28 protein-coding genes and 1 pseudogene are annotated in these 24,056 nt (G+C 31.1%); 9 read left to right on the top strand and 20 right to left on the bottom strand.

Translation table 11 applies throughout. The features are described 5' to 3' along the window. Positions 1-4 precede the first annotated feature (4 nt). Entirely contained in the window at positions 5-982 is a 978-nt protein-coding gene (guaC, locus tag MUA37_RS07790; protein ID WP_002511059.1) for a GMP reductase, read from the bottom strand. A 184-nt stretch (positions 983-1,166) separates the two neighbouring features. Then, positions 1,167-1,436: a 30S ribosomal protein S14 gene (gene rpsN, locus MUA37_RS07795; protein ID WP_002511058.1), complete on the bottom strand. Its 270-nt coding sequence runs from the start codon at positions 1,434-1,436 to the stop codon at positions 1,167-1,169. A gap of 321 nt (positions 1,437-1,757) precedes the next feature. Here rpsN and rpmG point away from each other — a divergent pair, with 321 nt between their 5' ends. Further along, complete coding sequence (gene rpmG / locus MUA37_RS07800; protein WP_002511057.1) at positions 1,758-1,907, top strand: 50S ribosomal protein L33; 150 nt, start codon at positions 1,758-1,760, stop codon at positions 1,905-1,907. Positions 1,908-2,083: 176 nt separating this feature from the next. Here the strand turns inward: rpmG and MUA37_RS07805 are convergent, their stop codons facing one another. Continuing rightward, positions 2,084-3,571 carry a catalase gene (locus MUA37_RS07805; protein WP_021458829.1) on the bottom strand — a complete coding sequence of 496 codons (1,488 nt, stop codon included), beginning with the start codon at positions 3,569-3,571 and terminating at the stop codon, positions 2,084-2,086. Between the two features lie 222 nt (positions 3,572-3,793). On the opposite strand from MUA37_RS07805, the gene MUA37_RS07810 reads away from it, so the two are divergent. Next, on the top strand, positions 3,794-5,236 hold the full coding sequence (locus MUA37_RS07810; protein WP_002511055.1) for an amino acid permease: 1,443 nt from the start codon (positions 3,794-3,796) through the stop codon (positions 5,234-5,236). Between the two features lie 165 nt (positions 5,237-5,401). Beyond that, positions 5,402-5,716 (top strand): hypothetical protein, encoded by a 315-nt coding sequence (locus MUA37_RS07815; protein ID WP_002511054.1) that lies wholly within the window; start codon positions 5,402-5,404, stop codon positions 5,714-5,716. Positions 5,717-6,005: 289 nt separating this feature from the next. Here the strand turns inward: MUA37_RS07815 and MUA37_RS07820 are convergent, their stop codons facing one another. The 4 genes from MUA37_RS07820 to MUA37_RS07835 are packed head-to-tail and all read right to left on the bottom strand — an operon-like array spanning position 6,006 to position 10,131. Continuing rightward, complete coding sequence (locus MUA37_RS07820; RefSeq protein WP_021458830.1) at positions 6,006-6,809, bottom strand: Cof-type HAD-IIB family hydrolase; 804 nt, start codon at positions 6,807-6,809, stop codon at positions 6,006-6,008. A 52-nt stretch (positions 6,810-6,861) separates the two neighbouring features. Beyond that, entirely contained in the window at positions 6,862-7,779 is a 918-nt protein-coding gene (gene thrB, locus MUA37_RS07825) for a homoserine kinase (RefSeq protein ID WP_002511052.1), read from the bottom strand. Between the two features lies 1 nt (position 7,780). Continuing rightward, on the bottom strand, positions 7,781-8,842 hold the full coding sequence (gene thrC, locus MUA37_RS07830) for a threonine synthase (protein WP_002511051.1): 1,062 nt from the start codon (positions 8,840-8,842) through the stop codon (positions 7,781-7,783). After that, positions 8,842-10,131, bottom strand: a complete 1,290-nt coding sequence (locus tag MUA37_RS07835; protein ID WP_002511050.1) for a homoserine dehydrogenase — start codon at positions 10,129-10,131, stop codon at positions 8,842-8,844. Before MUA37_RS07835 ends, thrC begins: the two co-directional genes overlap by 1 nt. A 188-nt stretch (positions 10,132-10,319) precedes the next feature. Between MUA37_RS07835 and MUA37_RS07840 the strand changes: the two genes are divergently transcribed. After that, positions 10,320-11,687, top strand: a complete 1,368-nt coding sequence (locus MUA37_RS07840; protein WP_021458831.1) for an aspartate kinase — start codon at positions 10,320-10,322, stop codon at positions 11,685-11,687. Positions 11,688-11,750: 63 nt separating this feature from the next. Here MUA37_RS07840 and MUA37_RS07845 read toward each other — a convergent pair whose 3' ends face one another. Both MUA37_RS07845 and MUA37_RS07850 read right to left on the bottom strand, forming a co-directional pair. After that, positions 11,751-12,344, bottom strand: a complete 594-nt coding sequence (locus MUA37_RS07845) for a hypothetical protein (RefSeq protein WP_002511048.1) — start codon at positions 12,342-12,344, stop codon at positions 11,751-11,753. A gap of 106 nt (positions 12,345-12,450) precedes the next feature. Then, positions 12,451-12,903: a sugar phosphate isomerase family gene (locus MUA37_RS07850; protein WP_021458832.1), complete on the bottom strand. Its 453-nt coding sequence runs from the start codon at positions 12,901-12,903 to the stop codon at positions 12,451-12,453. A 271-nt stretch (positions 12,904-13,174) separates the two neighbouring features. Here MUA37_RS07850 and MUA37_RS07855 point away from each other — a divergent pair, with 271 nt between their 5' ends. Beyond that, positions 13,175-14,041, top strand: a complete 867-nt coding sequence (locus tag MUA37_RS07855; protein WP_002511046.1) for an NERD domain-containing protein — start codon at positions 13,175-13,177, stop codon at positions 14,039-14,041. Between the two features lie 251 nt (positions 14,042-14,292). Then, positions 14,293-15,636 carry a glucose transporter GlcP gene (gene glcP, locus MUA37_RS07860; protein ID WP_021458833.1) on the top strand — a complete coding sequence of 448 codons (1,344 nt, stop codon included), beginning with the start codon at positions 14,293-14,295 and terminating at the stop codon, positions 15,634-15,636. Positions 15,637-15,750: 114 nt separating this feature from the next. Here the strand turns inward: glcP and nucI are convergent, their stop codons facing one another. After that, positions 15,751-16,281: a thermonuclease NucI gene (gene nucI, locus MUA37_RS07865; protein ID WP_262624476.1), complete on the bottom strand. Its 531-nt coding sequence runs from the start codon at positions 16,279-16,281 to the stop codon at positions 15,751-15,753. Positions 16,282-16,472: 191 nt separating this feature from the next. On the opposite strand from nucI, the gene MUA37_RS07870 reads away from it, so the two are divergent. Together MUA37_RS07870 and MUA37_RS07875 are read left to right on the top strand one after the other, a co-directional pair. Beyond that, positions 16,473-16,658, top strand: a complete 186-nt coding sequence (locus tag MUA37_RS07870) for a hypothetical protein (protein WP_103387934.1) — start codon at positions 16,473-16,475, stop codon at positions 16,656-16,658. 169 nt (positions 16,659-16,827) lie between these two features. Then, positions 16,828-16,989 carry a hypothetical protein gene (locus MUA37_RS07875; RefSeq protein WP_021458834.1) on the top strand — a complete coding sequence of 54 codons (162 nt, stop codon included), beginning with the start codon at positions 16,828-16,830 and terminating at the stop codon, positions 16,987-16,989. Positions 16,990-17,100: 111 nt separating this feature from the next. Here MUA37_RS07875 and MUA37_RS07880 read toward each other — a convergent pair whose 3' ends face one another. The 6 genes from MUA37_RS07880 to MUA37_RS07905 form a co-directional block, all read right to left on the bottom strand. Next, positions 17,101-17,298: a hypothetical protein gene (locus tag MUA37_RS07880; protein ID WP_002511043.1), complete on the bottom strand. Its 198-nt coding sequence runs from the start codon at positions 17,296-17,298 to the stop codon at positions 17,101-17,103. A 638-nt stretch (positions 17,299-17,936) separates the two neighbouring features. Then, on the bottom strand, positions 17,937-18,254 hold the full coding sequence (locus MUA37_RS07885) for a hypothetical protein (protein ID WP_002511042.1): 318 nt from the start codon (positions 18,252-18,254) through the stop codon (positions 17,937-17,939). 385 nt (positions 18,255-18,639) lie between these two features. Then, positions 18,640-18,852 carry a phage portal protein gene (locus MUA37_RS07890; RefSeq protein WP_002511041.1) on the bottom strand — a complete coding sequence of 71 codons (213 nt, stop codon included), beginning with the start codon at positions 18,850-18,852 and terminating at the stop codon, positions 18,640-18,642. A gap of 89 nt (positions 18,853-18,941) precedes the next feature. Further along, positions 18,942-19,043 carry a terminase small subunit gene (locus tag MUA37_RS07895; RefSeq protein WP_002511040.1) on the bottom strand — a complete coding sequence of 34 codons (102 nt, stop codon included), beginning with the start codon at positions 19,041-19,043 and terminating at the stop codon, positions 18,942-18,944. Between the two features lie 75 nt (positions 19,044-19,118). Continuing rightward, entirely contained in the window at positions 19,119-19,379 is a 261-nt protein-coding gene (locus MUA37_RS07900; protein WP_002511039.1) for a hypothetical protein, read from the bottom strand. Positions 19,380-19,574: 195 nt separating this feature from the next. Continuing rightward, the gene (locus tag MUA37_RS07905; protein WP_002511038.1) at positions 19,575-20,015 is read right to left on the bottom strand and encodes an ArpU family phage packaging/lysis transcriptional regulator; all 441 of its coding nucleotides are present in this window, start codon (positions 20,013-20,015) and stop codon (positions 19,575-19,577) included. 128 nt (positions 20,016-20,143) lie between these two features. Between MUA37_RS07905 and MUA37_RS07910 the strand changes: the two genes are divergently transcribed. Beyond that, a complete protein-coding gene (locus tag MUA37_RS07910; RefSeq protein ID WP_002511037.1) occupies positions 20,144-20,737 on the top strand; it encodes a hypothetical protein in 594 nt (197 codons plus the stop codon). A 30-nt stretch (positions 20,738-20,767) separates the two neighbouring features. On the opposite strand, the gene MUA37_RS07915 is transcribed toward MUA37_RS07910, so the two are convergent. The 4 genes and pseudogenes from MUA37_RS07915 to glnA all read right to left on the bottom strand — a co-directional run bounded on the left by MUA37_RS07915 (position 20,768) and on the right by glnA (position 24,046). After that, a complete protein-coding gene (locus tag MUA37_RS07915; protein ID WP_021458835.1) occupies positions 20,768-21,202 on the bottom strand; it encodes a hypothetical protein in 435 nt (144 codons plus the stop codon). A 119-nt stretch (positions 21,203-21,321) separates the two neighbouring features. Then, a pseudogene (locus tag MUA37_RS13360) lies at positions 21,322-21,447 on the bottom strand (DNA methyltransferase); the annotation flags it as partial. A 128-nt stretch (positions 21,448-21,575) separates the two neighbouring features. After that, complete coding sequence (locus MUA37_RS07920; RefSeq protein WP_002511036.1) at positions 21,576-21,908, bottom strand: P-loop NTPase family protein; 333 nt, start codon at positions 21,906-21,908, stop codon at positions 21,576-21,578. Between the two features lie 797 nt (positions 21,909-22,705). Next, the gene (gene glnA, locus MUA37_RS07925; RefSeq protein ID WP_262624477.1) at positions 22,706-24,046 is read right to left on the bottom strand and encodes a type I glutamate--ammonia ligase; all 1,341 of its coding nucleotides are present in this window, start codon (positions 24,044-24,046) and stop codon (positions 22,706-22,708) included. Between the last annotated feature and the right edge of the window lie 10 nt (positions 24,047-24,056).

Genomic DNA, 24,056 nt, shown 5'->3' on the forward strand with positions numbered 1-24,056 from the left:
TATTTTAGTCTCTATCACCGTTAAAGATAGAATTACGCACAATCACATAATCTACTTTTCGTAACGAATTCAAATCTTTACCGCCTGCATAAGAAATTGAACTCTGTAAATCTTGTTGCATTTCAATTAGAGTATCTTGTAGTGAACCTTTGTGTTCAACAAACATTTTTTTACCTTCAACATTTTTATGTTCACCTTTTTGATATTCCGAAGCACTACCAAAATATTCTTTGTATAACTTACCTTCAAGTTCTACTGTTTCTCCTGGAGATTCTTCATGTGCTGCAAAAAGAGAACCAATCATAACCATAGATGCTCCAAAACGCATAGATTTCGCTATATCACCATGCGTTCTAATACCACCATCAGCAATCATCGGTTTACGCGCTGCTTTACTACAATGGTTTAAAGCAGCTAATTGCCAACCACCTGTACCAAAACCTGTTTTAATTTTAGTGATACATACGCGTCCAGGTCCAATACCTACTTTTGTAGCATCTGCACCAGCATTTTCCAATTCACGAACGCCTTCAGGTGTTCCAACATTTCCTGCAATGACAAATGTCTCAGGTAAATGCGTTTTAATATGTTTTATCATATTAATGACCGAATCGTTATGACCATGTGCAATATCAATTGTAATGTATTCAGGCACTAACGCTTCAGCTGCTAACTGTTTTACAAAATCAAATTCTGGTGCCTTTACTCCGACAGAAATTGAAGCAAATAGACCTTTATTCTGCATTTTTTTAACAAATGGAATACGTGCCGCTTCGTCAAAACGATGCATTATATAAAAATAGTCTTGCTCCGCAAACCATTCCGCTAACTCTTCATTCATAACTGTTTGCATATTTGCTGGTACTACAGGCAACTTAAAAGTTCGCGGTCCAAATTTAATTTCTGTATTACATTCAGAACGGCTACTCACAATACATTTATTTGGTATCAATTGCACATCTTCATAATCAAAAATTTTCATAATAATATAAAACTCCTAACATTTATAATAAAACATAAAACTAATGGTAAGTTTTTACAGTATATAACATCTCATTCACTCAGCTTTCGATAATGAAAACGTTTTTTCACGAACAATATTACTGTATTACCATTAGATAATATACAATGTTTTACTTTAAATGTAAACGGACTTACGTCTTAAATTACCAACTAGATTTTTTCACACCAGGAATTTGACCTTTATGTGCATGTTCACGAAATGCAATTCTAGACATTTCAAATTTTCTCAACACACCTCTAGGTCTGCCACTAACCTTACAGCGTCTTGTTAAACGTGTTGGTGATGAATCTCTTGGTAATTTTCGTAAAGCTTCATAGTCACCTTTTGCTTTTAATTCTTTACGCAAGTCATAATATTTATTAACTAATGCTTCTCTTTTTTGTTCTTTTACTACTTTAGATTTTTTTGCCATATAACTTTCCTCCTACAAATCGTAATAATTACGTTTTAATAATATCACATCATTCTTAAATATCAAGTGAAAGTTTTTATCTATAATTACAATCCAAAACCAAGCAGACATTTACTTGTTATTTATAATAGTAGATTTATGATCTTTGTCTGTCTTAACTTAAATGATACTAACATCGTCCAATTAATTGTTGGTGTATCATTAAATCATTATCTTCAATATCTTTGTGACCTAATAGCACGTTTTTCCCTTGCGCAACAATGTGACATATGCTAAAATTTTAAATCGTAAGTATTCCTAATTGTAGAAAGGGTGTTAACTTTGCGCGTAAATATTACATTAGCTTGTACAGAATGTGGCGATCGTAATTATATTAGTACTAAAAACAAACGTACAAATCCTGAGCGTATCGAAATGAAAAAATATTGCCCAAGATTAAATAAATATACATTACATCGTGAAACAAAATAAGTAATTCTTATCTTTTGAATACGACAAGCATTACCAATCATCACTTTGGTGATGATTTTTTTATTATAAAAAAACAAGTGTGTAATCAAATTATGTCATTTTTGATTACACACTTGCTATAAAATATATCTAATCTATAAAGTTCTAATGTTAAATGTAATTTACAACTTTACTACTTAATCTTTCGCTTCAAGATCAACGTCTGCAATATCTATGCCTAACGCTGCTGCAACACCTTTACCATAATTTTCATCTGCTTTATAGCAATGACGAATATGACGGTGTTGAACTTCTAGAGTTGTTCCTTCCATTTCATTAGCTGTATTTACAAACATACGCTCTTGTTGCTCAGGAGATTGTAGTCTAAATAATTTTCCTGGTTGTTCGAAGTAGTTGTCATCGTCTTCTCTGAAGTTATGTTCATAAGCAGTACCTTCTACTTCTAATGGTGGTTTTTTATATTGCGGTTGATCTTCAAATGCACCTTCGCTATTTGGATAGTAATGTGGTCTACCGCCTTGGTTATTATCTAAAATGCGCATTTGACCATCTCTACTGAATGGGCAAATATTTTCAACTCCAACACCTTTAGGTTGATTTACTGGGATTTGCCAATGGTTTGCGCCTAATCTATAACGTTGTGCGTCTCCATAAGAGAATAAACGCCCTTGTAACATTTTATCTGGTGAAAAATCTAATCCGGGAACGATATTAGTTGGTGCAAATGCAGCTTGTTCTACATCTTGGAAATAGTTATCCGGATTACGATTTAATTCAAATTCACCAACTTCAATTAATGGATAATCTCCTTTGTACCAAACTTTTGTTAAATCAAATGGATTATCTTTATGCTTTTTAGCTTGTTCTTCTGTCATTACTTGAATATACATTTTCCATTTTGGATAATCTTTATTTTCTATCGCTTCAAATAAATCGCGTTGTGAAGATTCTCTATCATAAGCAATAGTTTGAGCTGCTTCTTCTGGTTGTAAATTTTCAATACCTTGTTGTGTTCTATGGTGGAATTTCACCCATACACGTTCACCTTTATCATTATACATTGAATACGTATGAGAACCAAAGCCATGCATATTTCTAAATCCTTTAGGAATACCACGATCAGTCATTAAAATTGTCACTTGATGAAGTGCTTCTGGTAATGATGTCCAAAAGTCCCAATTATTTTGAGAACTTCTCATATTTGTTCTAGGATCACGTTTTACTGCGTGGTTTAAACTTGCAAATAATTTAGGATCTCTAAAGAAGAATACTGGCGTATTATTACCTACTAAATCCCAGTTCCCTTCATCTGTGTAAAATTTCAATGCAAAGCCACGAATATCACGTTCTGCATCAGCTGCACCACGTTCACCTGCAACCGTTGAAAAACGTGCGAACATTTCAGTTTGTTTACCTACTTCAGAAAATATGCTTGCACACGTGTATTTAGTAATGTCATTTGTTACTGTGAATGTGCCAAATGCACCTGAACCTTTAGCATGCATACGTCGTTCAGGTATAACTTCTCTATCAAAATGTGCCATTTGTTCTAAAAAATACCAGTCTTGCATAAGTAAAGGGCCTCTTGGTCCTGCTGTCATACTATTTTCTCTGTCAGATACTGGTGTACCAAAAAGACCTGTCAATTTTTTACGTTCGCTCATACGAATAACCCCCTATTTGTTCAGATAATAATAATTATTATCTACTACATATTTTAATGTATACCCTATGTTCAAATCAATAAAACCACTATTAAAAATCGCATTTTTCTGAATTCTCTTTACGCTTTATTGCTTTAAAGTTATAAAAAATATTTGCTTGTGGTTCTCAAAAGCATTAAAATAGTGTGTATACAAAATTTAAAAGTAAATAGGAGCCTTATTATGGAACAAAATAAATTAAATCGAGGTCTCAGTTCACGTCATATTTCTATGATTGCCATTGGCGGCGCTATCGGTACTGGACTATTCGTTGCCACAGGTAGCGTTGTATCACAAGCTGGTCCGGGTGGGGCCATAGCAGCATATTTAATTATTGGAATCATGTTATATTTCCTTATGTCTTCAGTTGGAGAATTAGCAACATTTTATCCTGTCTCCGGCTCGTTTAGCTCATATGCTACACGTTTTGTAGATAGTTCATTAGGTTTTACTATGGGTTGGTTATATTGGGTGATTTGGACGCTTGTTGCAAGTGTGGATATTATTATTGCAGCTAGCGTATTAAGTTATTGGGATGTATTTCATTTCTTTTCCACTGTGACATGGAGCATGATCTTTTTAGTCATATTATTTTTACTTAATATTTTCTCAGTCAAAGCATTTGGAGAAGCTGAATTTTGGTTATCGTTAATTAAAGTAGTAACTATCTTAATCTTTATTGTTATTGGCGTATTAATGATAGTTGGTATTTTAGGTGGAAAAACGTATGGTATTACAAACTACTCTATCGGCGAAGCACCTTTTGTCGGTGGCTTGTCAGGCTTTTTGGGAGTTTTATTAATCGCTGGATTCTCAGTTGGGGGTACTGAAGTAGTAGCTGTTACTGCGGGAGAATCTGACAATCCTCATCGTTCAATGCCAAAAGCAATTAAACAAGTATTTTGGAGAATTTTATTATTCTATGTATTGTCTATTGCAGTTATTGCTGCAATTATCCCATATACTGATCCATTACTGCTAAACGAAAGTGAATCTGTTAGCCAAAGCCCATTCACTATTGTTTTTGATCGTGTCGGTATCGCTTTTGCAGCTTCAGTCATAAATGCTGTCATTTTGACATCACTATTATCTGCAGCGAATTCTGGATTATATACTTCAAGTCGAATGTTATTTTCGATGGGACATGATAAATTAGCACCTAAATTTTTGGCACGTTTAAATAAAGGTACAAAATTACCTATCGCTGCGATATTAACTACTTTCATCGTTGTGTTGGCAGTTATTGTCCTTGCTCAATTTCAATCTAATATCGTATTTACATTATTAAATATCATTGGCTCTTTAGTTATCATTGTATGGGGTTCAAGTATTTTAGCACAAATACGATTACGCATGGCTATTAAAAAGCAAAATAAAGATGCGCAACAAGTCTTACCATATAAAGCTCCATTTTATCCATTTGGTCCAATTGTGGTAATTATAGCTTTACTATTTTTATTTGTTGGTAACTCAGTAGGTACTATTATAGCTGGCGATATTGCTGGATTATTAAGAAATATCGTACCACTATTCATCTTACTCATTATTTACCTTACACATAAATTTATGTTCCAAACAAAAGTTATCAAACTTGAAGACATTAACTTAGATAATAAATATGAATAACTCTAAGTAAAGGACAAAACGGTTTCCCCGTTTTGTCCTTTTATTATGTTTACTTAACTAGCCCTCACAAATTTGTACCTTTGGTAATATTTTGTATTCAATTATTTTAACCTGTATCGTAATATAGTATAATTAAAGAAAATCAAGTACTTGAGGTGGAAAATTATGGTTGGACAAACAAATTTATTCGATGATGTACTCAAACCAGAAGAACGCTTTGTTATTGTTGTACAATCATTAGAAAATCTACACGACCAATTAATTAAGCGAACTCTACGAGAATATAGTAGCCTTAAACACGATCAAATGGAAAACTTATATGAGCATTTAAAATCACTGTTTTTAGAAGAGCCGTTTGCTGAAAATCAATCAGCATTTGCAATTACAGTTTATACTAATTTAGATTATGCTGCAGACCAAGTTTATGCCCACGTAAAACGTCATCGAGGCAAAAATGAGTGGACACATACAGCTAAATAGCTTAAGTCACGACTACTATAAATTTTGCTAAGAGATAAAGTAAGCTCTATTTTTCTAGTTGCCTATGTTACAGTTGACCATTAATCTACGCTGACTTCATACAAGTTATGAAGTCAGTTTTTTACTATTAAATTTAGTTTGTCAGTAATAACAAAATCTATAACTTTCTCTTTATTATGCTCTAATAAATCATTTATTAAATTATAAAAACACGTTTCACAGTTTTGTTTATTTAAGACTTAACTGTAAAACGTGTTTCCCATATTTATTTCTTTAATTCTATCATTGGTTATAATTTTTGTTTTAACGTATGAGGTATACCATTGTCTGCATTTGATAAGGTAACTTCATCAGCAATGGATTTCACTTCATCATTGGCATTACCCATAGCAACAGCATGACCAACTACTGAAAGCATAGATATATCGTTAGAACTATCACCAAAAGCAATAACCTCTTCTAAACTAATCCCTAGTTTATCACACAACGCACTCACCGCATTCCCCTTTGAAACATCTTTAGCCATAAATTCAAGGAAGTATGGTTTACTTGTAGTAACATCTATTTCATCGTTGAAGGAACCAGCAAGATCACTTTTAGCTAATACAATATTACAGACATAATCTACACCCATAACTTTCGGCACAGCATCTTGAATATAGGCTTTTAAATCATCAACTTTTTTCATAGGTAAACCCGTTAATTCAGCTTCAATATTCATGTATTCATGTTCACCTTCATAAATAATGTGGCCATCATGATATGTTAAAACGAAAAATGATTTTTTTCTGCAGTAATCAACAATTTGATCAAAGTTTTCTTTTGATACTGGTTTATTGACTGTTACATTTTCCGTAGCTACATCCACAGTATTGCCACCATTATAACTGATAACATGACTTTGATGTGCATCTAAATTTAACAATCGTGCTGTAGGTAGCATACCTTCAGTCGGTCTACCTGATGCTAATACTACTTTGTAACCTTCGTCTTGTATTTTAATAAGATAGTCTTTTGTTTCTTCTCCTACTTGATTTTCATGGTTCATCAATGTATCATCCATGTCCATGACAATTAACTTATATTTACTCATGTTGTAGTGCTCCTTTCCAATTAACCCTATAGTCCTATCATACTACAAAAAATTATGAATGGTATACGAGTTCAGATGTTACACCAGTTTCATTAATTGTCACTAGTTCTGAGCGACACTGTGAAAATTCATTTTTTAACGCTCTTACTAATTTCCCACTTTTTTCCTTGCTTATAAGCGTTAATATGGTAGGACCTGCACCACTAATTACAGTTGCGTATGCTTGATGAGATTTTGCAATTGCTTTAACTTGTGCAAACTCCGGTATTAAATGTTGTCGGAAAGGCTCATGAAACCCATCTTGCTCCATCATTTTGCCTGCCAATTCATAATTATGTTGAATTAACGCACTGATCATAGTATTACTGATTGCACTATTTTGCACTGCCTTTTTATACGAAAATGTGTCTGGCAGCACATTTCTTGAATCATCTGTACGTAATTCATATGACGGCACTGTGATAATTACATCCACTTTAGGTGTATCGATACTAGAAACTTCAGTAACATTTTCCACTTCATTATAGTAGCCTAACACTAGACCACCATAAATCGTTGGTGCTACGTTATCAGGATGTCCCTCGAATTCAGTAGCTAATTGTAATAATTCATACTGCGAGAGCTCAATATCACCAAAATAATTTGCTATGTATAAAGCACCAACTAACGCTGACGCTGATGAACCTAAGCCACGTGCTAAGGGAATATCACTGCGCATTTCGATGGATAATGCAGGCAAAACTACATCATATTTTAAGGCAACTTGTTGTGCTATTTGATAAATATAATGTGATTCGTCAGTAGGTAATCCTTCTACATTCGGACCTATATGATGAAAATGCCATTGTTCATCATTCGTAATTGTTACTTGTAAATACAAAAATTTATTTAATGCCATACCAATAGAATCAAAACCGACACCTAAATTAGCTGTAGATGCCGGTATTTTGATATTTAAACTTTTCACCATACTATAGTGCCCCTTTAATATAATCTAGAATGCTTTGTCTATCGTTTGGTAGAGGTTTAATAGGGTTATCTAATAATGAAATAGCAGTATCTGGGTCTTTTAAACCATTGCCTGTTAATACTGCCACTACTTTTTTACCTTTAGGTAATTTGTTTGCTCGGTGAAGTTTAATCAAACCAGCAATGGAAGCATTACTAGCTGGTTCACTAAATACGCCTTCTTTAGTTGTCATCAGTTTATAAGCTTCTAAAATTTCCTCATCTGTTACACTATCGATTTGACCATTTGATTCCTCCAAAGCATTCGTAGCTTTAGACCAACTTGCAGGGTTACCAATACGTATTGCAGTTGCAACTGTTTCTGGATTTTTCACTACTTTATTTTGAACGATAGGTGAAGCTCCTTCTGCTTGGAATCCAAACAATTGTGGTAATTGGGTATTTAATTGATCATGATATTCTTTAAAACCTTTCCAATAAGCTGTAATATTACCAGCATTGCCAACTGGAATAGCTAAAATATCAGGTGCCTCACCGTCAAGTTGGTGAACTACTTCAAAAGCACCTGTTTTTTGTCCTTCGATACGATAAGGATTAACAGAGTTAACCAACTCAATTTCGCCGTTTTCTGCAACTTCTTTAACAATTTCTAAAGCTTCATCAAAATTTCCTTCTATTGAGACAATTTCAGCACCATACATAACTGCCTGTGATAATTTACCTAAAGCAATTTTGCCCTCTGGAATTACAACAATTGCTTTTAAACCTGCTCTTGCTGCATAAGCAGCAGCAGAAGCTGATGTATTACCAGTGGATGCACATATAACAATTTTTTTGCCTTCTTCTTTTGCTTTAGTCATTGCCATAACCATGCCTCTATCTTTAAATGAACCAGTAGGATTTGCACCCTCATATTTTACGTATAATTCGATATCTAACATTTCTGATAAATTTTCACAATAAATTAAAGGTGTTTGCCCTTCATTTAAAGTTACTTTAGGTGTATTTTCATTAACTGGTAAAAATGTTTTAAATTCCTCTACTAAACCTTGCCATCTTTTCATTATGCATGAACCCCTTCTACTGGATATACTTTATTTACTTGTAAACCTGCTGCTTCAATTGATTGTTGCGGTGAATCGTCTACACCATAAACAATTAAACTTACCGTATCTTGATTTCTTTCTTGAACATCTAAATTTTTGTGCAATGGTAATGCACCTTTAATAGTTTCTGCAATATCTTTTGCAGTTAAACCTTGCTTGTCTACTACTACATAGTAGTTTTCTTTTTCTTTTAATGTAATCGTATCAGATTCATCGTCGATCATTTCTTTTGTTTTTTCTGTTTTCAATTCAAAATGTGGCGGCAGTGTGTGTAAATCATATTCAAAATGTAATGCTACGTTTAATAGATCACTTGCTACGGCACTACCAGTAGCTAAACTACCAGCACCTTTACCATAGAACATAGTTTCACCGACTGCATCACCGATTACATAAATTGCATTAAATTCATCTTCCACTGAAGCTAGTTGATGTGCTTTACTTATTAATGTTGGTGCCACAGAAGCATTCACTTGCCCATTTTCATATGTTCCTTTACCAATCAATTTAATTTTATAGCCAAGTTCATCAGCAACTTTTATGTCTGCTAAACTAACATCACTAATACCCGTGCGTTGCACATCAGTTAGATTAATGACCTGATTAAATGATAAATAAGAAGTGATAACCACTTTTCGAGCTGCATCGATACCTTCGACATCATCAGTTGGGTCCGCTTCAGCAAATCCTAGACGCTGTGCTTCAGCTAAAGCGTCGTCAAAAGATGTTTCTTCGCGAGTCATCTTACTTAGGATGAAGTTAGATGTACCGTTGAGAATCCCCATAAATTTACTAATGTTATTTGCATTTAATCCATTATTAATTGCATTTACTATCGGAATGCCACCTGCAACACTTGCTTCATATTTCAATGCGACACCATTTTGTTCTGCTAAATCTTCTAATACTCTTAAATGCACAGCTAGAAGATCTTTATTTGCAGTAATGACATGTTTCTTCTGACTCAAGGCACCTTTCAACCAATCTACTGTTGGTTCAATACCTCCCATAACTTCTACTACAATATCTACTGAATCATCTTCTAAAATATCGTTTACATCTTCAGTTAAATGATATTTAGAAACATTAATTGGTCTTTTACGTGATTTATCTTTCACTAATATATGTTTAATATTAATATCTTTATTAATCGTATCAATAATTTGTTGTCTATTTTCTTCAATAATCTTTACTACACCTGATCCTACAGTACCTAGACCAAGTAATGCTACATTTAATTCCTTCATAAGTTCATTCCTCCGATTGTTCTTCTAAAAAATACAATTGTACAGTTGAAAAATACTAGAATATGGTATAGTATAAGTTCATTCCCAAAATTTGTAAAGCTCAAGTTGTTGAAACATATTTATATCCTATCATTGTTATAGGTAAAACTAAACAAAATTTTCTGATTTTTTAGAAAGGTTGTAAAATTATGAAAGTAACTAAATTCGGTGGCAGTTCTGTATCTAATGCAGAACAAATAAAAAAAGTATTAAATATTGTAAATGCTGATCCAGAGCGTAAAATTGTAATTGTATCAGCACCAGGAAAAAGAACTAGTGACGACACAAAAACAACTGATTTGCTTATTCGTTTATATGAAAAAGTAATAGAAGGTTTAGATTATCGTCCTAAGCAAGAAGAAATTATTCAACGTTATGCAGATATTGTATATGCGTTAGAAATGGATGATGCAATGTTAACTACATTTGATCACACATTGACTCAATATATATTTAACTTAAAGTCAAAACCATCTCGTCTACTTGATGCGTTATTATCTTGTGGCGAAGACTTTAATGCTCAGTTAATTGCTGCATACAATAATAGTCAAGGTATTCCAACACGTTATATTTCTCCTGGTGAGGCTGGTATCGTAGTAAGTGATTTACCACAAAATGCTCAAATTTTAGATCAAGCTTACGAGAATTTATATCAATTAAGAGATTATAAAGAGAAGTTAATTATCCCTGGTTTCTTTGGTATATCACGCCAAAATTTTGTAGTGACATTCCCAAGAGGTGGTTCCGATATAACAGGAGCTATTGTCGCTAGAGGTGTCCGAGCAAATATTTATGAGAACTTCACAGATGTATCGGGGATTTATCGTGCACATCCTGGTATTGTTAAACAACCACAAGTCATTGATGAAATTACTTATCGTGAAATGCGAGAGTTGTCATACGCTGGATTTGGTGTATTCCACGATGAGGCGTTACAACCTTTACATAAAGATAGGATTCCAGTAGTGATTAAAAATACAAATCGTCCTGATGATTTGGGTACATTTATTAGACATGATCGAGAGATAAATACTAATAATGTGGTTAGTGGTATTAGTTGTGACACTGGATTTACAGTAATCAACATTAAGAAATATTTAATGAATAGACAAGTTGGTTTTACTCGAAAAGTATTAGGTGTTTTAGAAGACTATGATATTTCCTTTGATCATATGCCTTCAGGTATAGACAGTATTAGTATCATTATGCGCTCCAAAGAAATTAAAAATATTGAAGAACAAGTACTAAATGATATTCGTAAGCACTGTGATGTTGACGAACTAGGAGTAGAACATGATTTAGCTGTCCTAATGGTTGTCGGCGAAGGTATGCATAGAATTGTTGGTACTGCTAGCCGAATTACACATGCATTAGCAGAAGCTAATATCAACTTAAAAATGATGAACCAAGGTGCATCAGAAATATCGATGATGTTTGGTATCGATGTCAATGATGCTGAAAAAGCGGTAAAAGCAACATATGAATATTGTTATAACGGTAAGTGTCTATTGACATAAAAAATAATCCTTTAAATCTAGCAGTATAATTTTAAAATTATGCTTCGATAGATTTAAAGGATTTTATATTGCTTTTCTCTCAGAAATCAATGCTTGATTAATTCGATCATCGCCTACGACCAATCTTAGCATTACAAATTGATAATAACTTAGTGCCTCAATAACGTTTTTATAATTTGGCAATTGATGATAATCAATGGGATCCAACAATTCATACATTAACACAATTTCAGGTTTAACATAGTCTACGTCCCATTTGATTGAGTGAAAATATATATGCTTTGCAGGTAACCTAATATCGTTATTTAGTCTAAACATCCAATCATCGCCTTCTGTATCATAGACAATAATAGTTAAAACCATCGTGTCACCATCGTACACATTTGCATGTGTCAATGTTTTAAAATCAATTACAGAAAAGTCAGAAGAAGATTGATGCTCATCAAACAGTTTAATCGTAAACGTTTTAGGGACATGTTTAATTACTTCTGAAAAATACATACGTTCTACACTAATATCAACTTTCTGATTTAAATCAAATGCATCATATAAAAATAATTGTTTAGCGATTTCACCATTAAATTTAAATATATTTTTCGCTTTATCTATTAACTCATTCATTAAAGGGCTTACGTTTTTAAATTTTTGGTCACACAAAAAGTTCACCTCCAAAAGTAAGCGTTTCCATTACCTACATTATATAGTTTGTTGGCACATTTTTCAAATCATTATTTTATTAAATTTTGCATGGAATAAAGCAATTTTAAAAAGTTCCTAAACAATAATAATTTATATTTATAGGTAAGCTTAGATCGGGTTGATTCATAACATATATGCGTTGTGCATTTTTAATTAATGTTTGTTGAATTGGAGCAACAGCATGAAACGTCTGAAACAATTGATTTTCTACATAGTATGGTGCTGATATAAAATATTGTTTAATGTTATATTGTTTAAAAGTATCCTGTACACTTTCTCCTACAAGTACATGAAATGTAGAACAAACAGTGGCAGAAGGTATAATAATGTTAAAATTAGTATACTTACTGACATATTGAATAATATCAGTAGAGAAAGTAATGATAGAAATTTTTATATTATTTCTGACTAATGTGTCTATGACATTATATGCAATAGGATGATGATCAAATGCAATCACATCATCATTTTGTATTTCTTCTTGTAGTATCTTTAATATTGCTTTTGAAGTATGCATGACGTTCCTCCGAGTTTGAATTTTAAATATAAAATCGCTACTTTTTTGTACCCTAAAATACTTTTTATAAGTAAATCTGTGTAAATTTAGTGCAATATAGAAAATTTTTCACGATTTAGTATGCTACTAGTATTGTTATTATAGATACGAGTGTTATTATATAATCTATATAATTAAATTTAAAATTAATCATAATTGTGGTTTGAAACAATCCACATTTCACAAGTTAATACTTTTAATTACAAATTTCAATTAGATTAGGATGATTATTATGTTCCTCACTATTACACTTTTAATAATAATTATATTATTAATTGTCATACTATTTTTAAACCATCATTTTATGCAAAACAAACTAGATACTGAGACGTATGCCAAGACACAGCTCGTAACGAAAATTAGTTCGTTAACGTCAGAAAATACGTATTTAAAAAACGAAATGCTTAATATAGATGCTAACAATGACAAACATCATCACGGTATTCGCAAAGCAAAACAAGAATTAACTGACATTATGAATACTTTAATCGATACTGAAAAAATTAACTTTTTCGAAATTATTAATACGAGTAGTTTAGCAGTTAGGCATCCACTATTCGACTATGCACGTCCTTTTGATTATATAGTAATTACTGAAAAAGGATTATTCAATATTGATGTTAAAAATTGGAAACAAAAAACATTTTATCACTTTAATGCGGATGCTAATATTACGACAACTGATGGTGATGATGTAAATACTATTGACCAAGCTGTAGGTAGATACATTGCACAACAGTTCCATAGTCAATTCCAATCTACTCATCCTACGAGCTATACTTTTATAGAACGCATTAAAAATAATTCAGTTGTCTATGACTTTTACAGTCATGATCCATATAAAGAAGCTGCATCTAACACACAACTGTTAGAAAATAAAATCAAAGAAAAATCGAATCACTCTATAAGCAATATCGGCTTAGTTTACTTTGCAGATGGCTCTGTTAATTTAATTGACGGTCCTACTAAACGCGAACAATATGCTGAAACTGTATCGTCTAAATCTAATTTACGCGAGGTCATTACAAAAACGGTAGAACAATCTACAGAAGCATTATCACAAGAGCAATTCGATAAACTGGTAGCAATATTTAATTAATTATACAGCCTATAAACAAATCATCTAAAAACATATAAACATTCAAAAAGGTAGTATGTACTCAATTTTAGTACATACTACCTTTTTAATGGTTGAATTTTATTCAAAACTATTAACTGTTGGATACACATAGCAGAAATATTAATAATCGTTAATTTATATGATAATTATAAATTTATGTGACATTATACTTTGTAAATTTTTCATTTTTGAACTATAATTATTTTTAATTTAAAAGGGGTTGATTAAAAATGAAAATTACGAAGTATTTGATCTTTATTTTAGGTGCATTAGGTGGTTTATTATACGGTTATGATAACGGTGTCATCTCAGGTGCATTATTATTTATAGATAATGATATTCCACTAAACAGTTTTACAGAGGGGTTAGTCGTATCATCAATGTTAATAGGTGCCATTATTGGCTCCGGTGCGAGTGGTCCCTTAGCAGATAAGTTAGGTCGTCGTCGCTTAGTGCTTTTTATTGCTATTATATACATTATTGGTTCAATCACGTTATTTATTGCTCCAAATATTACTATTTTAGTAATTGGTCGGTTAATTATCGGTCTAGCAGTCGGCGGATCTATGGCCACAGTGCCAGTTTATTTATCAGAAATGGCTCCAACTGAATTAAGGGGTTCATTAGGTACGTTAAACCAATTAATGATTACAATCGGAATATTAAGTGCTTACATAGTTAATTATGCATTCGCTGATATTGAAGGTTGGCGTTGGATGTTAGGTTTAGCAGTCGTGCCTTCAATAATATTACTAATTGGTATCGTCTTTATGCCAGAAAGTCCTAGATGGTTACTCGAACATCGAAGTGAACAAGCTGCAAGAGATGTAATGAAAATAACTTTTGATAATAACGAAGAAATTAATTCTGAAATTAAGGAAATGCGTGAAATTTCAGCTATTTCCGAGTCTACTTGGGCAGTAATTAAGTCGCCATGGCTGCGCCCAACTTTAATTATTGGCTGTATATTCGCGTTATTCCAACAAATTGTCGGCATTAATGCCATTATCTTCTATGCACCGACTATTTTTAGTAAAGCAGGTCTCGGAGAAGCCACATCAATTTTAGGAACTGTGGGTATTGGTACTATTAATGTATTAGTTACGATTATAGCAGTATTTATAGTTGATAAAGTTGATCGTAAAAAACTATTAGTCACAGGAAATATCGGTATGGTCACATCTTTAATTATAATGGCCGTATTAATTTGGACTATAGGGATTACATCTTCATCGTGGATTATCATTATTTGCTTATCACTATTTATTGTATTTTTCGGTATTACATGGGGACCAATTTTATGGGTTATGTTACCTGAAATGTTCCCTACACGTGCTAGAGGTGCTGCCACAGGTGTTGCGACACTAGTTTTAAATATAGGAACACTAATTGTAGCGCAGCTGTTCCCTATATTAAATAATGCTTTAAGTACAGAATGGGTTTTCTTGATTTTCGCAATGATTGGTGTCTTTGCACTAGCATTTGTCATTAAATATTTACCTGAAACAAGAGGTCGAAGTTTAGAAGAAATCGAATATGATTTACGTTTACGTACAGGTGCAAAATCAAAATAAATCTATCAACTTTTAAGCTTTAAATTAGCTACTAAAAAGATTATAAAGTTTTAATAATGATAAAAAAAGTGGGGCAGCAACCATAGTATTTAACATGGTTGTCGCCCCACTTTTTTAACTCCATATATTTTTATGTTCAGCTTTTGCTGCTGATTCAGCTTCTTTAAATACGTTTTTATATTTGCCATTAGGTGCAAAATATTTTTCTCTTGCTAAACCTTCTTTTACTAATTGTTCATTAAACATAGTTTTTTTATCTAACCATACATATGCTAATACTCTGCCATATCTGTCTTCTTTTTCCTTATCGTATTCTAAGAAGACATCTTGGTTAGTCAATTTTTCTTTAGAGTAATTAGATGCTTCCTTACAGTATGGTTGGACAGGTGTATTAGGTTTAACTGTCTCAGGTGTATCTACACCAATTAAGCGAACTTTTACACTTTTATTATTCTTATCCTTAGCAACAAAAGTATCTCCGTCTACTACCCGTTCTATATGTACTTGTTCAGCATCTTCAGGTCCGTTTTGTGATGATGATTCGTTATTATTAAATGGACCAGTATGATTAATAAATTGGAATAATAATACACCTAATACAACTATCACTACAATTAAGCTGGAAATTTTTTTGGTTGATTTCATAGTTGGCACCTACTTTTTTTATTGTCCCGATTTATCATATAAAATAACCATGCAGGCGTCAATATTTACTTCAATATATATAAAATAAGTAATGTCTAATTACATATACATCATTTTTGTGACAATCTTTATGAATACATGTTAAATACTATTTTAAATGTTATAATTTTTTTTGAATGGAGTTGATACAGTTGAGTATATTTAAAGAAAATATGATAACGCTTATAGCTATCGTCGTTGCTATTATAATAGGTCTTGTTTTACAATATCAGTTGCAATTACCTTTATTAGTATCAGCTATGTTAGCCATATTCATGGGTATATTTATTGGTTTCATTATTTTTGTTATCCGATCAATATTTAATAAGAAAAATTAGTAACTTTAATTTGTAAGTAATGTTTTATCTTTATAATTTATTATTTATATTTTGCACGCTTAAGATTTAAAGTGAATATACAGGGTATAACATAATATGTTAATATTTGCAGATTATCATATTCAAATATTAATTGTGTTATTTATGAAACTGAAGGGACAGAGAATATATGCAAATAATAAAATGCCTCAAAGAAGATCAACATATACTTTATACGATTAAAACAACAGATGGCACTTTATTGCAACATCGATTACCTATTGATACACCCTCAGATAAGGTGATTAAAATTTTAACGATTGTTGAAGAATATAATGCTCATAAAATATAAAAACTCGCACCTATTCAATTTTGGGTGCGATTTTTTATAGTACTTTAGTTTACATAATTTTTTTATACTAAACTTATAGTAATTTCATGTTGTTCTACAAAGTTTGAGCTTCTATGAGTTAACCGTTGTGACCAGTGTTAACATTGCTGTAAATGCGTCTTCTGTCGTAGGATATTTGTGCGCTTCAAATTCTCTAATCGTTGTGTTGAGTAACTGAAATTCAGTTTCTTCTTGCAAAACTGCATTAATTTCTTCTTCTAATTGCTCAATTGTTTTTGCTTTGACTGTTTTTAATTTAACCTGTTGCACGACCATCACATCCTTAATTTTATAATTATTGCGTACAATTGTTATTTTACACTTATATGAATAGAGATGCAAAATAAACAGTAACCTAATTTATTAGAGCTTAAAATTGACTGATTTTATAGTTTTACATTACAATTATGTTATCACTGTACTAAATGAGGTGATTATTTTCTTTAAGATGAAACAAACGCGTGCATTTATGTTCTATTTGGCAATTAGTTTTACTTTATTATTATTATATATAACACCATTTGTGCACGCCATTTTTAATTAAACAGCGCTAATTAGCGCTGTTTTTTTATTAGAAGTGAATAAGTTTATACTCAGTGAGAAATCTAATCTTATAGTCATTCATCACTCCACATGCAGAATGACTATTATCTCACAAATCTGTCCACCAATATCATATACAGATAATTTAAAAAGAGGCTAGGACGCATCAATGCTGTCCTAGCCTCTATAAGCAAAACTATTTAATTCACAAATTACTTATATAACTAAAGGGAACTACGGATATTAAATATCCATAACTGCATCATAATGAATTTATTATAATAGGTAAACAGTATATACAACTATAGTAAATATAGTAATTCTTAAAGTAAATTTATGCATTTATTCAACTGCTTTTAACGTATTTATTCAAATAGTTTTTTGAAATGTTGCTCTAACTTATTAAATTCTACAGCAGAGGTTATCAATAAAATATTATCGATATTATCCGAATTTAAAACATAATTTGTCTGCTGTCTAAACTTAACTCCTACAGTACCAAAAAGATTCATTATTATTTCTAAAGTTATAACTGTTTTTTTAGAAAAACCTGTGACGTTTCTATTCAATACTTCATATATTATGTTTCCTTCTTCTATTTGATAATTAACCTTATGTTCAAATTTTATATTACATTCATCCATATATGACTTTATAATGCTATTTATTAAGTTATTCTGCATATAGATCTTCGCTTTTCTTATGTTAATTGAATGCTCATCTCAAATTTATTTTACTTACTTTAACTCTAATATAAAAAATAGATTTATTATAGGAAATTCAATAAGTGGATTAAATTTGAAACTTCCATACACTTAATATATTCACTTTAATATGCACAGTAAATAAGCAAGATAAATTGATAATAATAATCTTTCATTTAGTAAAATCAATGCTACTGTTCATATGCTTAATTCAATTTGCTCTTTTTCTAACCTCTGCAATTCCACTTCTAAATCTTCTACAAATTGGTGTTTTCTATAACAGTTTCATGGCTTAAAATGCTCATTGAAGATTGAGCCATTTGTATTTGTAATTCAGTGTTGGCTACTTTGTTATACTTAAACTTTATATCGATATCCTTATAATCACCTTTAAGTTGTGATGTTCTATTACATACCAAAGTAATTCTTGAACTGCCACTTTCGTTTTGCGTGCTAATTTATCAGCCATTAAATTTGTATATAAAAATTCCAATGCAACACCACTTGGTGCAGAACCGAATTTGTCAGAACTAAAATCAACAGCTTGACCAAATAACATAATATTGTCATACAACATCTTTAAATATCTTTCTCTATTTTCGACAGGTACTTTTATTTATATATTCAGAAACGTTAGGTTTTGTTAAGTTTTCCGCACCTACTACTCTAGCTTTTTTTACTATATCCAGCGATTATCGCAGTCTTTATTGCATTACCACTGATTATATATTCATCAGCAAATTTCTGTTGTTTGACTGTTAATTTCATGTCATTCAATCACCCTCTTATGCTAATTGCTTATTTAAATTTGGGCACTAAAAAACGCCCTTTTAAGGCGTGGGATTAATAAATTGTAAAAGGTTTCGGCTTAGACATGTTATGATGTCTTACTTCTATACTATCTATCTCTCTGGCATTAAATTTAGAATCATCTTGTAGTGTAATTTCGCTAGAATTCATCTTAGCATTTTCTAATTTCCTTTTTATTTCATCGTATCTCTCTTGTTCACTAAATTTGTTGTAATCTATATTCAGAATAGAATATAAATATAAATCGTTTGTTTTGCCTATTTCCTCATTTTGATTATAAAATGTAATTTCCATATCCTTATTCCTCCATTATTTTATTGTACTACGCTTTTATTATAGCCTATATCTCATAAAAAGGCACACCACAAAGTGATGCGCTTAAATATAATATAGTATTAGTACAATATATGTGGATGGATAACCACAATACCAATATAGCATAGTTATATTTAAATGTAGTTCGCAAAAAGTTCGTAAAAAGTTCGCGTTTTATTCTTTGTACACTTCTAAATTAAGATGTATTCCTATTTTATTTACAGCTCTATTTTTCATTTCATGGTACTTTGTCTTGCCTAAATGTAACTCTGTGTAAAGAATATAATCAGTGTCATTTTCATATTTTAAATATCTATTATAGATAATTCTACGTTCTTCAAAATTTAACACTTGTAATGCTTCATTTAATCTATTGCCTAGAAGTTCTAATTCTTCTTCTAACATCTGCCTTTCTATCTTTCTATGCACTATAGATTCAATACCGTTTAATGTTTGTTTAGTTGATGGAGGAATAAAACTAAAGTTTTGCGTAAGTCTTGGTGATACTTCTAAAGGCAGCAATTCGACTAAGTATCTATAACGATCAAATAGCTTATAGACTTGTTTCCTAGTCTTTTTATAATCTACTTCAATTGTACTAAAAATTTTATGCATTTTATTCCCCTACTATATTTATACTTTTAACCAGCTATTTTTTACTTATATCAAACAAACCCTTGTTATATAAATGACATTTTATATATTTAAAATTGTATAAATTTTTAACAACGGGAGGTTTCAACATGAAATCAAGAAAAATTATTACTATAACTGTAGTGTATTCTTTGTTATTAGGTACGTTCACACCAATGTTAGAAGCAGCAGAAAATAATAGAACTAATATTCAAATAGATAATACTGATTTATATGAAAAATTACCTAAAGAAGTTCATTCTTATGATGAATTTACAAACGCTAAAGAGCCTGTAGTTATAGATCCTAATTTATTAACTGTGGCGCAACTTAGACAACATGGTGTTTCTGAAAATGATATTCGAGAAATACAAAGTAATAAGTCGGTTACAGAATATCGAGCTCCTCAATACGGAAAAGTATATGGCAAGAAGAAATGGTCACATAACTATACTAAATATCAAATATCAAATGCTTTAAAAGGTGTGGGTGGAATCTTAGTAGGATTATCTCGTTTGGTAAAGCATCCAGTCATTTCTGCTTCTGGCCCGATTTTAGGTGGTCTATCAAGTTTAAATAAAAATAAAAGATATAAAGGTATTAAGATAGGCGGAATTGCTTATAAGAAATTATATAGAAAAGGTTACTACACTACTCCAAAATTAACCTGGCTATACCATGCTACTTGGATGAAAAAATATTAGTTGATCAAGAGAGACTTTGTCTCTCTTGATTTATATTAGTGTATATAATACATAAAGAATAAATAATAATATCAATGTAGTAAAAGATAATGTCTTAATTTTTTTCAAACCAAAATATATAAATGTTAAAACCATTACTATATGGCAAGTTATTATCAATAACGCATCTATAGTTTTAGAGTCATTATATTTTAAAGAAACAAAAAATATGATGGTATACATTATAAATAATACATAACCTGCATAATCTAATAATTTAAGTATTTTGTTAGTAGCAGGATTTTTCTGCATTGTTATAATAAACGCAAATGCCAATAATACTAATATTATTGATGCTATAAACCACCATTTATTCATACCAGATTGCAAAAATATAAAATGAAATATAGCTAATAATATATAAGCTAATAAATAGATTAAAAATACCACAGAACTAATAAAGACCAATTTATTTTTGTCTTTCATTAATTATTCATCCTTCCAATTAATTTTAATTCTCTCTATTAAATTAATTGTACATATAAAGAATAATATTTCCTTTGTTTGTTTTATCAAAAGCTTTACTTTTTTAATTAAGCTTGTAACTATTCAACGTTTTCTATTCGTTTTTTAGCAATCTCATAAAAATTCTTATCTAACTCAAAACACATAAATTTTCTATTTATATTTAATGCTGCAACACCAGTACTTCCTGACCCCATGCAACTATCTAAAACAGTCTCGTCTCAATTGCTATACACTTTTATCAAATATTCTAAAAGTTCTACTGTCTTCTGTGTCAGGTGAAAACTTTTGCTATCTTTATTAAATTCTAAAACCTTAGGAACATGACTCTTTCCTATTGTAAATTGAAAGTTCTCAAATATAATTTTTTCAACTTCCTTAATTCATTATAGTTTTTAAAATCTTCCCACTTATCAAGTGGATTTCCGAAGTTATTTTTCTTCCAAATCATAGGATAATTAAATTTAATTTCAGTTACTTCATTGTAATTCCTTAAATTTTTTGTATATGGTTCTTGACTAAACAAAATAATTCTATCATTAAATCTGTAATATTTTAGTAACTGTGCCATTTCTTTAGTGTTCATGCCACAAGATTTATACTTGTAACGTATATTAATACAATTGGAGAGATTCATAAATATTTTATTTACACATTTACCTACCATAATTCCCCTACTAAATTAATTAGTATTGCCATAACTATCTGATTTTAACTTTGCTATAAGGTGGTTTCAAAGAGACTTAAAAGCTTCGGAAAAGCAAAATAAACACTTAGAGATAAAATTAAATCGTTTTTAAATGTAGTTAAAAAACGTGATATATCAATACTATATGTCCATATTTATGATAGAAACTGGTATACTTAGCTAATGCATTGTTATAGTCTGATTATGATAAAAAATTAAACTGTTAATAATACAAAATCTTATAATCAAAAAATAACAGATGAAATTCTACCAAAATAAAAAAGACCGTGTTATATATTTAACTAAAGATTTAGCGAAAGAATTAACTTAATTGAAATAGCTAAAAATTTAATCAGAATAGCAAATGAAAGTATGTATAATGATCCTTATAATTTTATATTTTGCAATTCATTTGATGGCCCTATACCACGTTGCACAACACAATAAAACATGTAACAGAAAAATTGTGAAACCTAAAAACGGTTTGAGGTTTGAGTATTCATAAATTATGACATACACATGTGGCACTTTTACTTGAAAGTAATGAGCTATACAGTACAAGTATATAGAGCTACGTAACAAAAATCATGAACAATACAGCTAAAGTTGATTTCCAAAAAATTAATACAAGAAAAAGAGTTTTTTAAAAAGTTTGCACCCAATTTGCACCCAAATGACTCTTAAAAAATAATTGGGTGCAAAAAACAACCCGAAATCATTCTAATAGAATGACTCGAGTTGCCTTAAAATCAAGTGTTTCCCCTCTTGATTAGCACCTAGTATTGTTTCATGTATTGTTCTCTTTCCCATTCTGAGACTTGTGATCTGTAATAGTCCCATTCAATTGATTTTGAGTTAATAAATTGATTATAGATATGATTACCCATTGCTTTTTTAATTGTTGGGTTTTCACGCATTGCTTTAATTGCTGTATATAAAGTTGATGGTAGATCTTGGATACCAACCGCTTCACGTTCTTCACGGTTCATTTCATAAATATTTTGATTCACTGGTTCAGGAACTTCTAATTTATTTTTAATGCCATCTAAACCTGCTTCAAGTATAGCAGCTAATGCCATATATGGATTTGCAGCAGGGTCTACTGAACGAATCTCAACACGTGTAGACAATCCACGTGAAGATGGTACACGGATTAATGGTGAACGGTTTTTACCACTCCAAGCGATGTAACATGGTGCTTCATAACCAGGAACTAATCGTTTGTATGAATTCACTAATGGGTTACATACTGCTGTAAAACCACGAGCATTTTTCAAGTTACCTGCAATAAAATGATATGCATCTTTAGTCAATTGCATGTCACTTTCAGGATCGAAGAATGCATTTTCTTTACCTTTAAATAATGATACGTTAAAGTGCATTCCACTACCGTTAACACCAAATAAAGGTTTTGGCATAAATGTAGCATGTAAATTATGTTGACGTGCAATTGTTTTAACAACTAATTTAAATGTTTGGATATTGTCACATGCAGTAACTGCATCAGCGTATTTGAAATCAATTTCATGTTGTCCAGGCGCTACTTCATGGTGACTTGCTTCGATATCAAAGCCCATATCTTCAAGTTCTAATACGATGTCACGACGACAGTTTTCACCTAAATCTGTAGGTGCTAAATCGAAATATCCACCATTGTCATTTAATTCTAATGTTGGTTCGCCTCTTTCATCTAATTTAAATAAGAAGAATTCTGGTTCTGGCCCTAAATTCAAATCAGTAAAGCCTAAATCTTTCATTTCGTTTAATACGCGTTTCAAGTTTGCACGTGGATCCCCTTCGAATGGTGTACCATCTGTTTTATAAATATCACAAATTAAACGTGCAACTTTTCCTTGTCCTGCTGTCCATGGGAAAATTACCCAAGTATCTAAATCAGGATGTAAGTACATATCTGATTCCTCAATACGAACGAATCCTTCAATTGATGAACCATCAAACATCATTTGGTTATCTAAAACTTTTTCTAATTGACTTACAGGTACTTCAACATTTTTAATTGTTCCAAGAATATCTGTGAATTGTAATCTTAAGTATCTAACATTTTCTTCTTTTGCAAACTTATGAATGTCTTCCTTTGTAAATGTACGTTTTGGCATCGTAAAATCC

The organism is Staphylococcus arlettae, from assembly GCF_025560845.1.
GTDB lineage: Bacteria > Bacillota > Bacilli > Staphylococcales > Staphylococcaceae > Staphylococcus > Staphylococcus arlettae.

Excerpts from the sequence above, each read along its gene's own strand:
- thrC (WP_002511051.1), bottom strand. The coding sequence starts at position 8,842 with ATGAAAAGATGGCAAGGTTTAGTAGAGGAATTTAAAACATTTTTACCA.
- MUA37_RS07885 (WP_002511042.1), bottom strand. The coding sequence starts at position 18,254 with ATGCAGAATAACTTAATAAATAGCATTATAAAGTCATATATGGATGAA.
- MUA37_RS07855 (WP_002511046.1), top strand. The coding sequence starts at position 13,175 with ATGTTCCTCACTATTACACTTTTAATAATAATTATATTATTAATTGTC.
- MUA37_RS07820 (WP_021458830.1), bottom strand. The coding sequence starts at position 6,809 with ATGAGTAAATATAAGTTAATTGTCATGGACATGGATGATACATTGATG.
- rpsN (WP_002511058.1), bottom strand. The coding sequence starts at position 1,436 with ATGGCAAAAAAATCTAAAGTAGTAAAAGAACAAAAAAGAGAAGCATTA.
- MUA37_RS07805 (WP_021458829.1), bottom strand. The coding sequence starts at position 3,571 with ATGAGCGAACGTAAAAAATTGACAGGTCTTTTTGGTACACCAGTATCT.
- guaC (WP_002511059.1), bottom strand. The coding sequence starts at position 982 with ATGAAAATTTTTGATTATGAAGATGTGCAATTGATACCAAATAAATGT.
- MUA37_RS07890 (WP_002511041.1), bottom strand. The coding sequence starts at position 18,852 with ATGTTGTATGACAATATTATGTTATTTGGTCAAGCTGTTGATTTTAGT.
- glcP (WP_021458833.1), top strand. The coding sequence starts at position 14,293 with ATGAAAATTACGAAGTATTTGATCTTTATTTTAGGTGCATTAGGTGGT.
- thrB (WP_002511052.1), bottom strand. The coding sequence starts at position 7,779 with ATGGTGAAAAGTTTAAATATCAAAATACCGGCATCTACAGCTAATTTA.
- glnA (WP_262624477.1), bottom strand. The coding sequence starts at position 24,046 with ATGCCAAAACGTACATTTACAAAGGAAGACATTCATAAGTTTGCAAAA.
- MUA37_RS07810 (WP_002511055.1), top strand. The coding sequence starts at position 3,794 with ATGGAACAAAATAAATTAAATCGAGGTCTCAGTTCACGTCATATTTCT.
- MUA37_RS07875 (WP_021458834.1), top strand. The coding sequence starts at position 16,828 with ATGCAAATAATAAAATGCCTCAAAGAAGATCAACATATACTTTATACG.
- MUA37_RS07915 (WP_021458835.1), bottom strand. The coding sequence starts at position 21,202 with ATGAAAGACAAAAATAAATTGGTCTTTATTAGTTCTGTGGTATTTTTA.
- MUA37_RS07905 (WP_002511038.1), bottom strand. The coding sequence starts at position 20,015 with ATGCATAAAATTTTTAGTACAATTGAAGTAGATTATAAAAAGACTAGG.
- MUA37_RS07840 (WP_021458831.1), top strand. The coding sequence starts at position 10,320 with ATGAAAGTAACTAAATTCGGTGGCAGTTCTGTATCTAATGCAGAACAA.
- MUA37_RS07850 (WP_021458832.1), bottom strand. The coding sequence starts at position 12,903 with ATGCATACTTCAAAAGCAATATTAAAGATACTACAAGAAGAAATACAA.
- nucI (WP_262624476.1), bottom strand. The coding sequence starts at position 16,281 with ATGAAATCAACCAAAAAAATTTCCAGCTTAATTGTAGTGATAGTTGTA.
- MUA37_RS07910 (WP_002511037.1), top strand. The coding sequence starts at position 20,144 with ATGAAATCAAGAAAAATTATTACTATAACTGTAGTGTATTCTTTGTTA.
- MUA37_RS07920 (WP_002511036.1), bottom strand. The coding sequence starts at position 21,908 with ATGGTAGGTAAATGTGTAAATAAAATATTTATGAATCTCTCCAATTGT.
- MUA37_RS07815 (WP_002511054.1), top strand. The coding sequence starts at position 5,402 with ATGGTTGGACAAACAAATTTATTCGATGATGTACTCAAACCAGAAGAA.
- MUA37_RS07895 (WP_002511040.1), bottom strand. The coding sequence starts at position 19,043 with ATGAAATTAACAGTCAAACAACAGAAATTTGCTGATGAATATATAATC.
- MUA37_RS07835 (WP_002511050.1), bottom strand. The coding sequence starts at position 10,131 with ATGAAGGAATTAAATGTAGCATTACTTGGTCTAGGTACTGTAGGATCA.
- MUA37_RS07900 (WP_002511039.1), bottom strand. The coding sequence starts at position 19,379 with ATGGAAATTACATTTTATAATCAAAATGAGGAAATAGGCAAAACAAAC.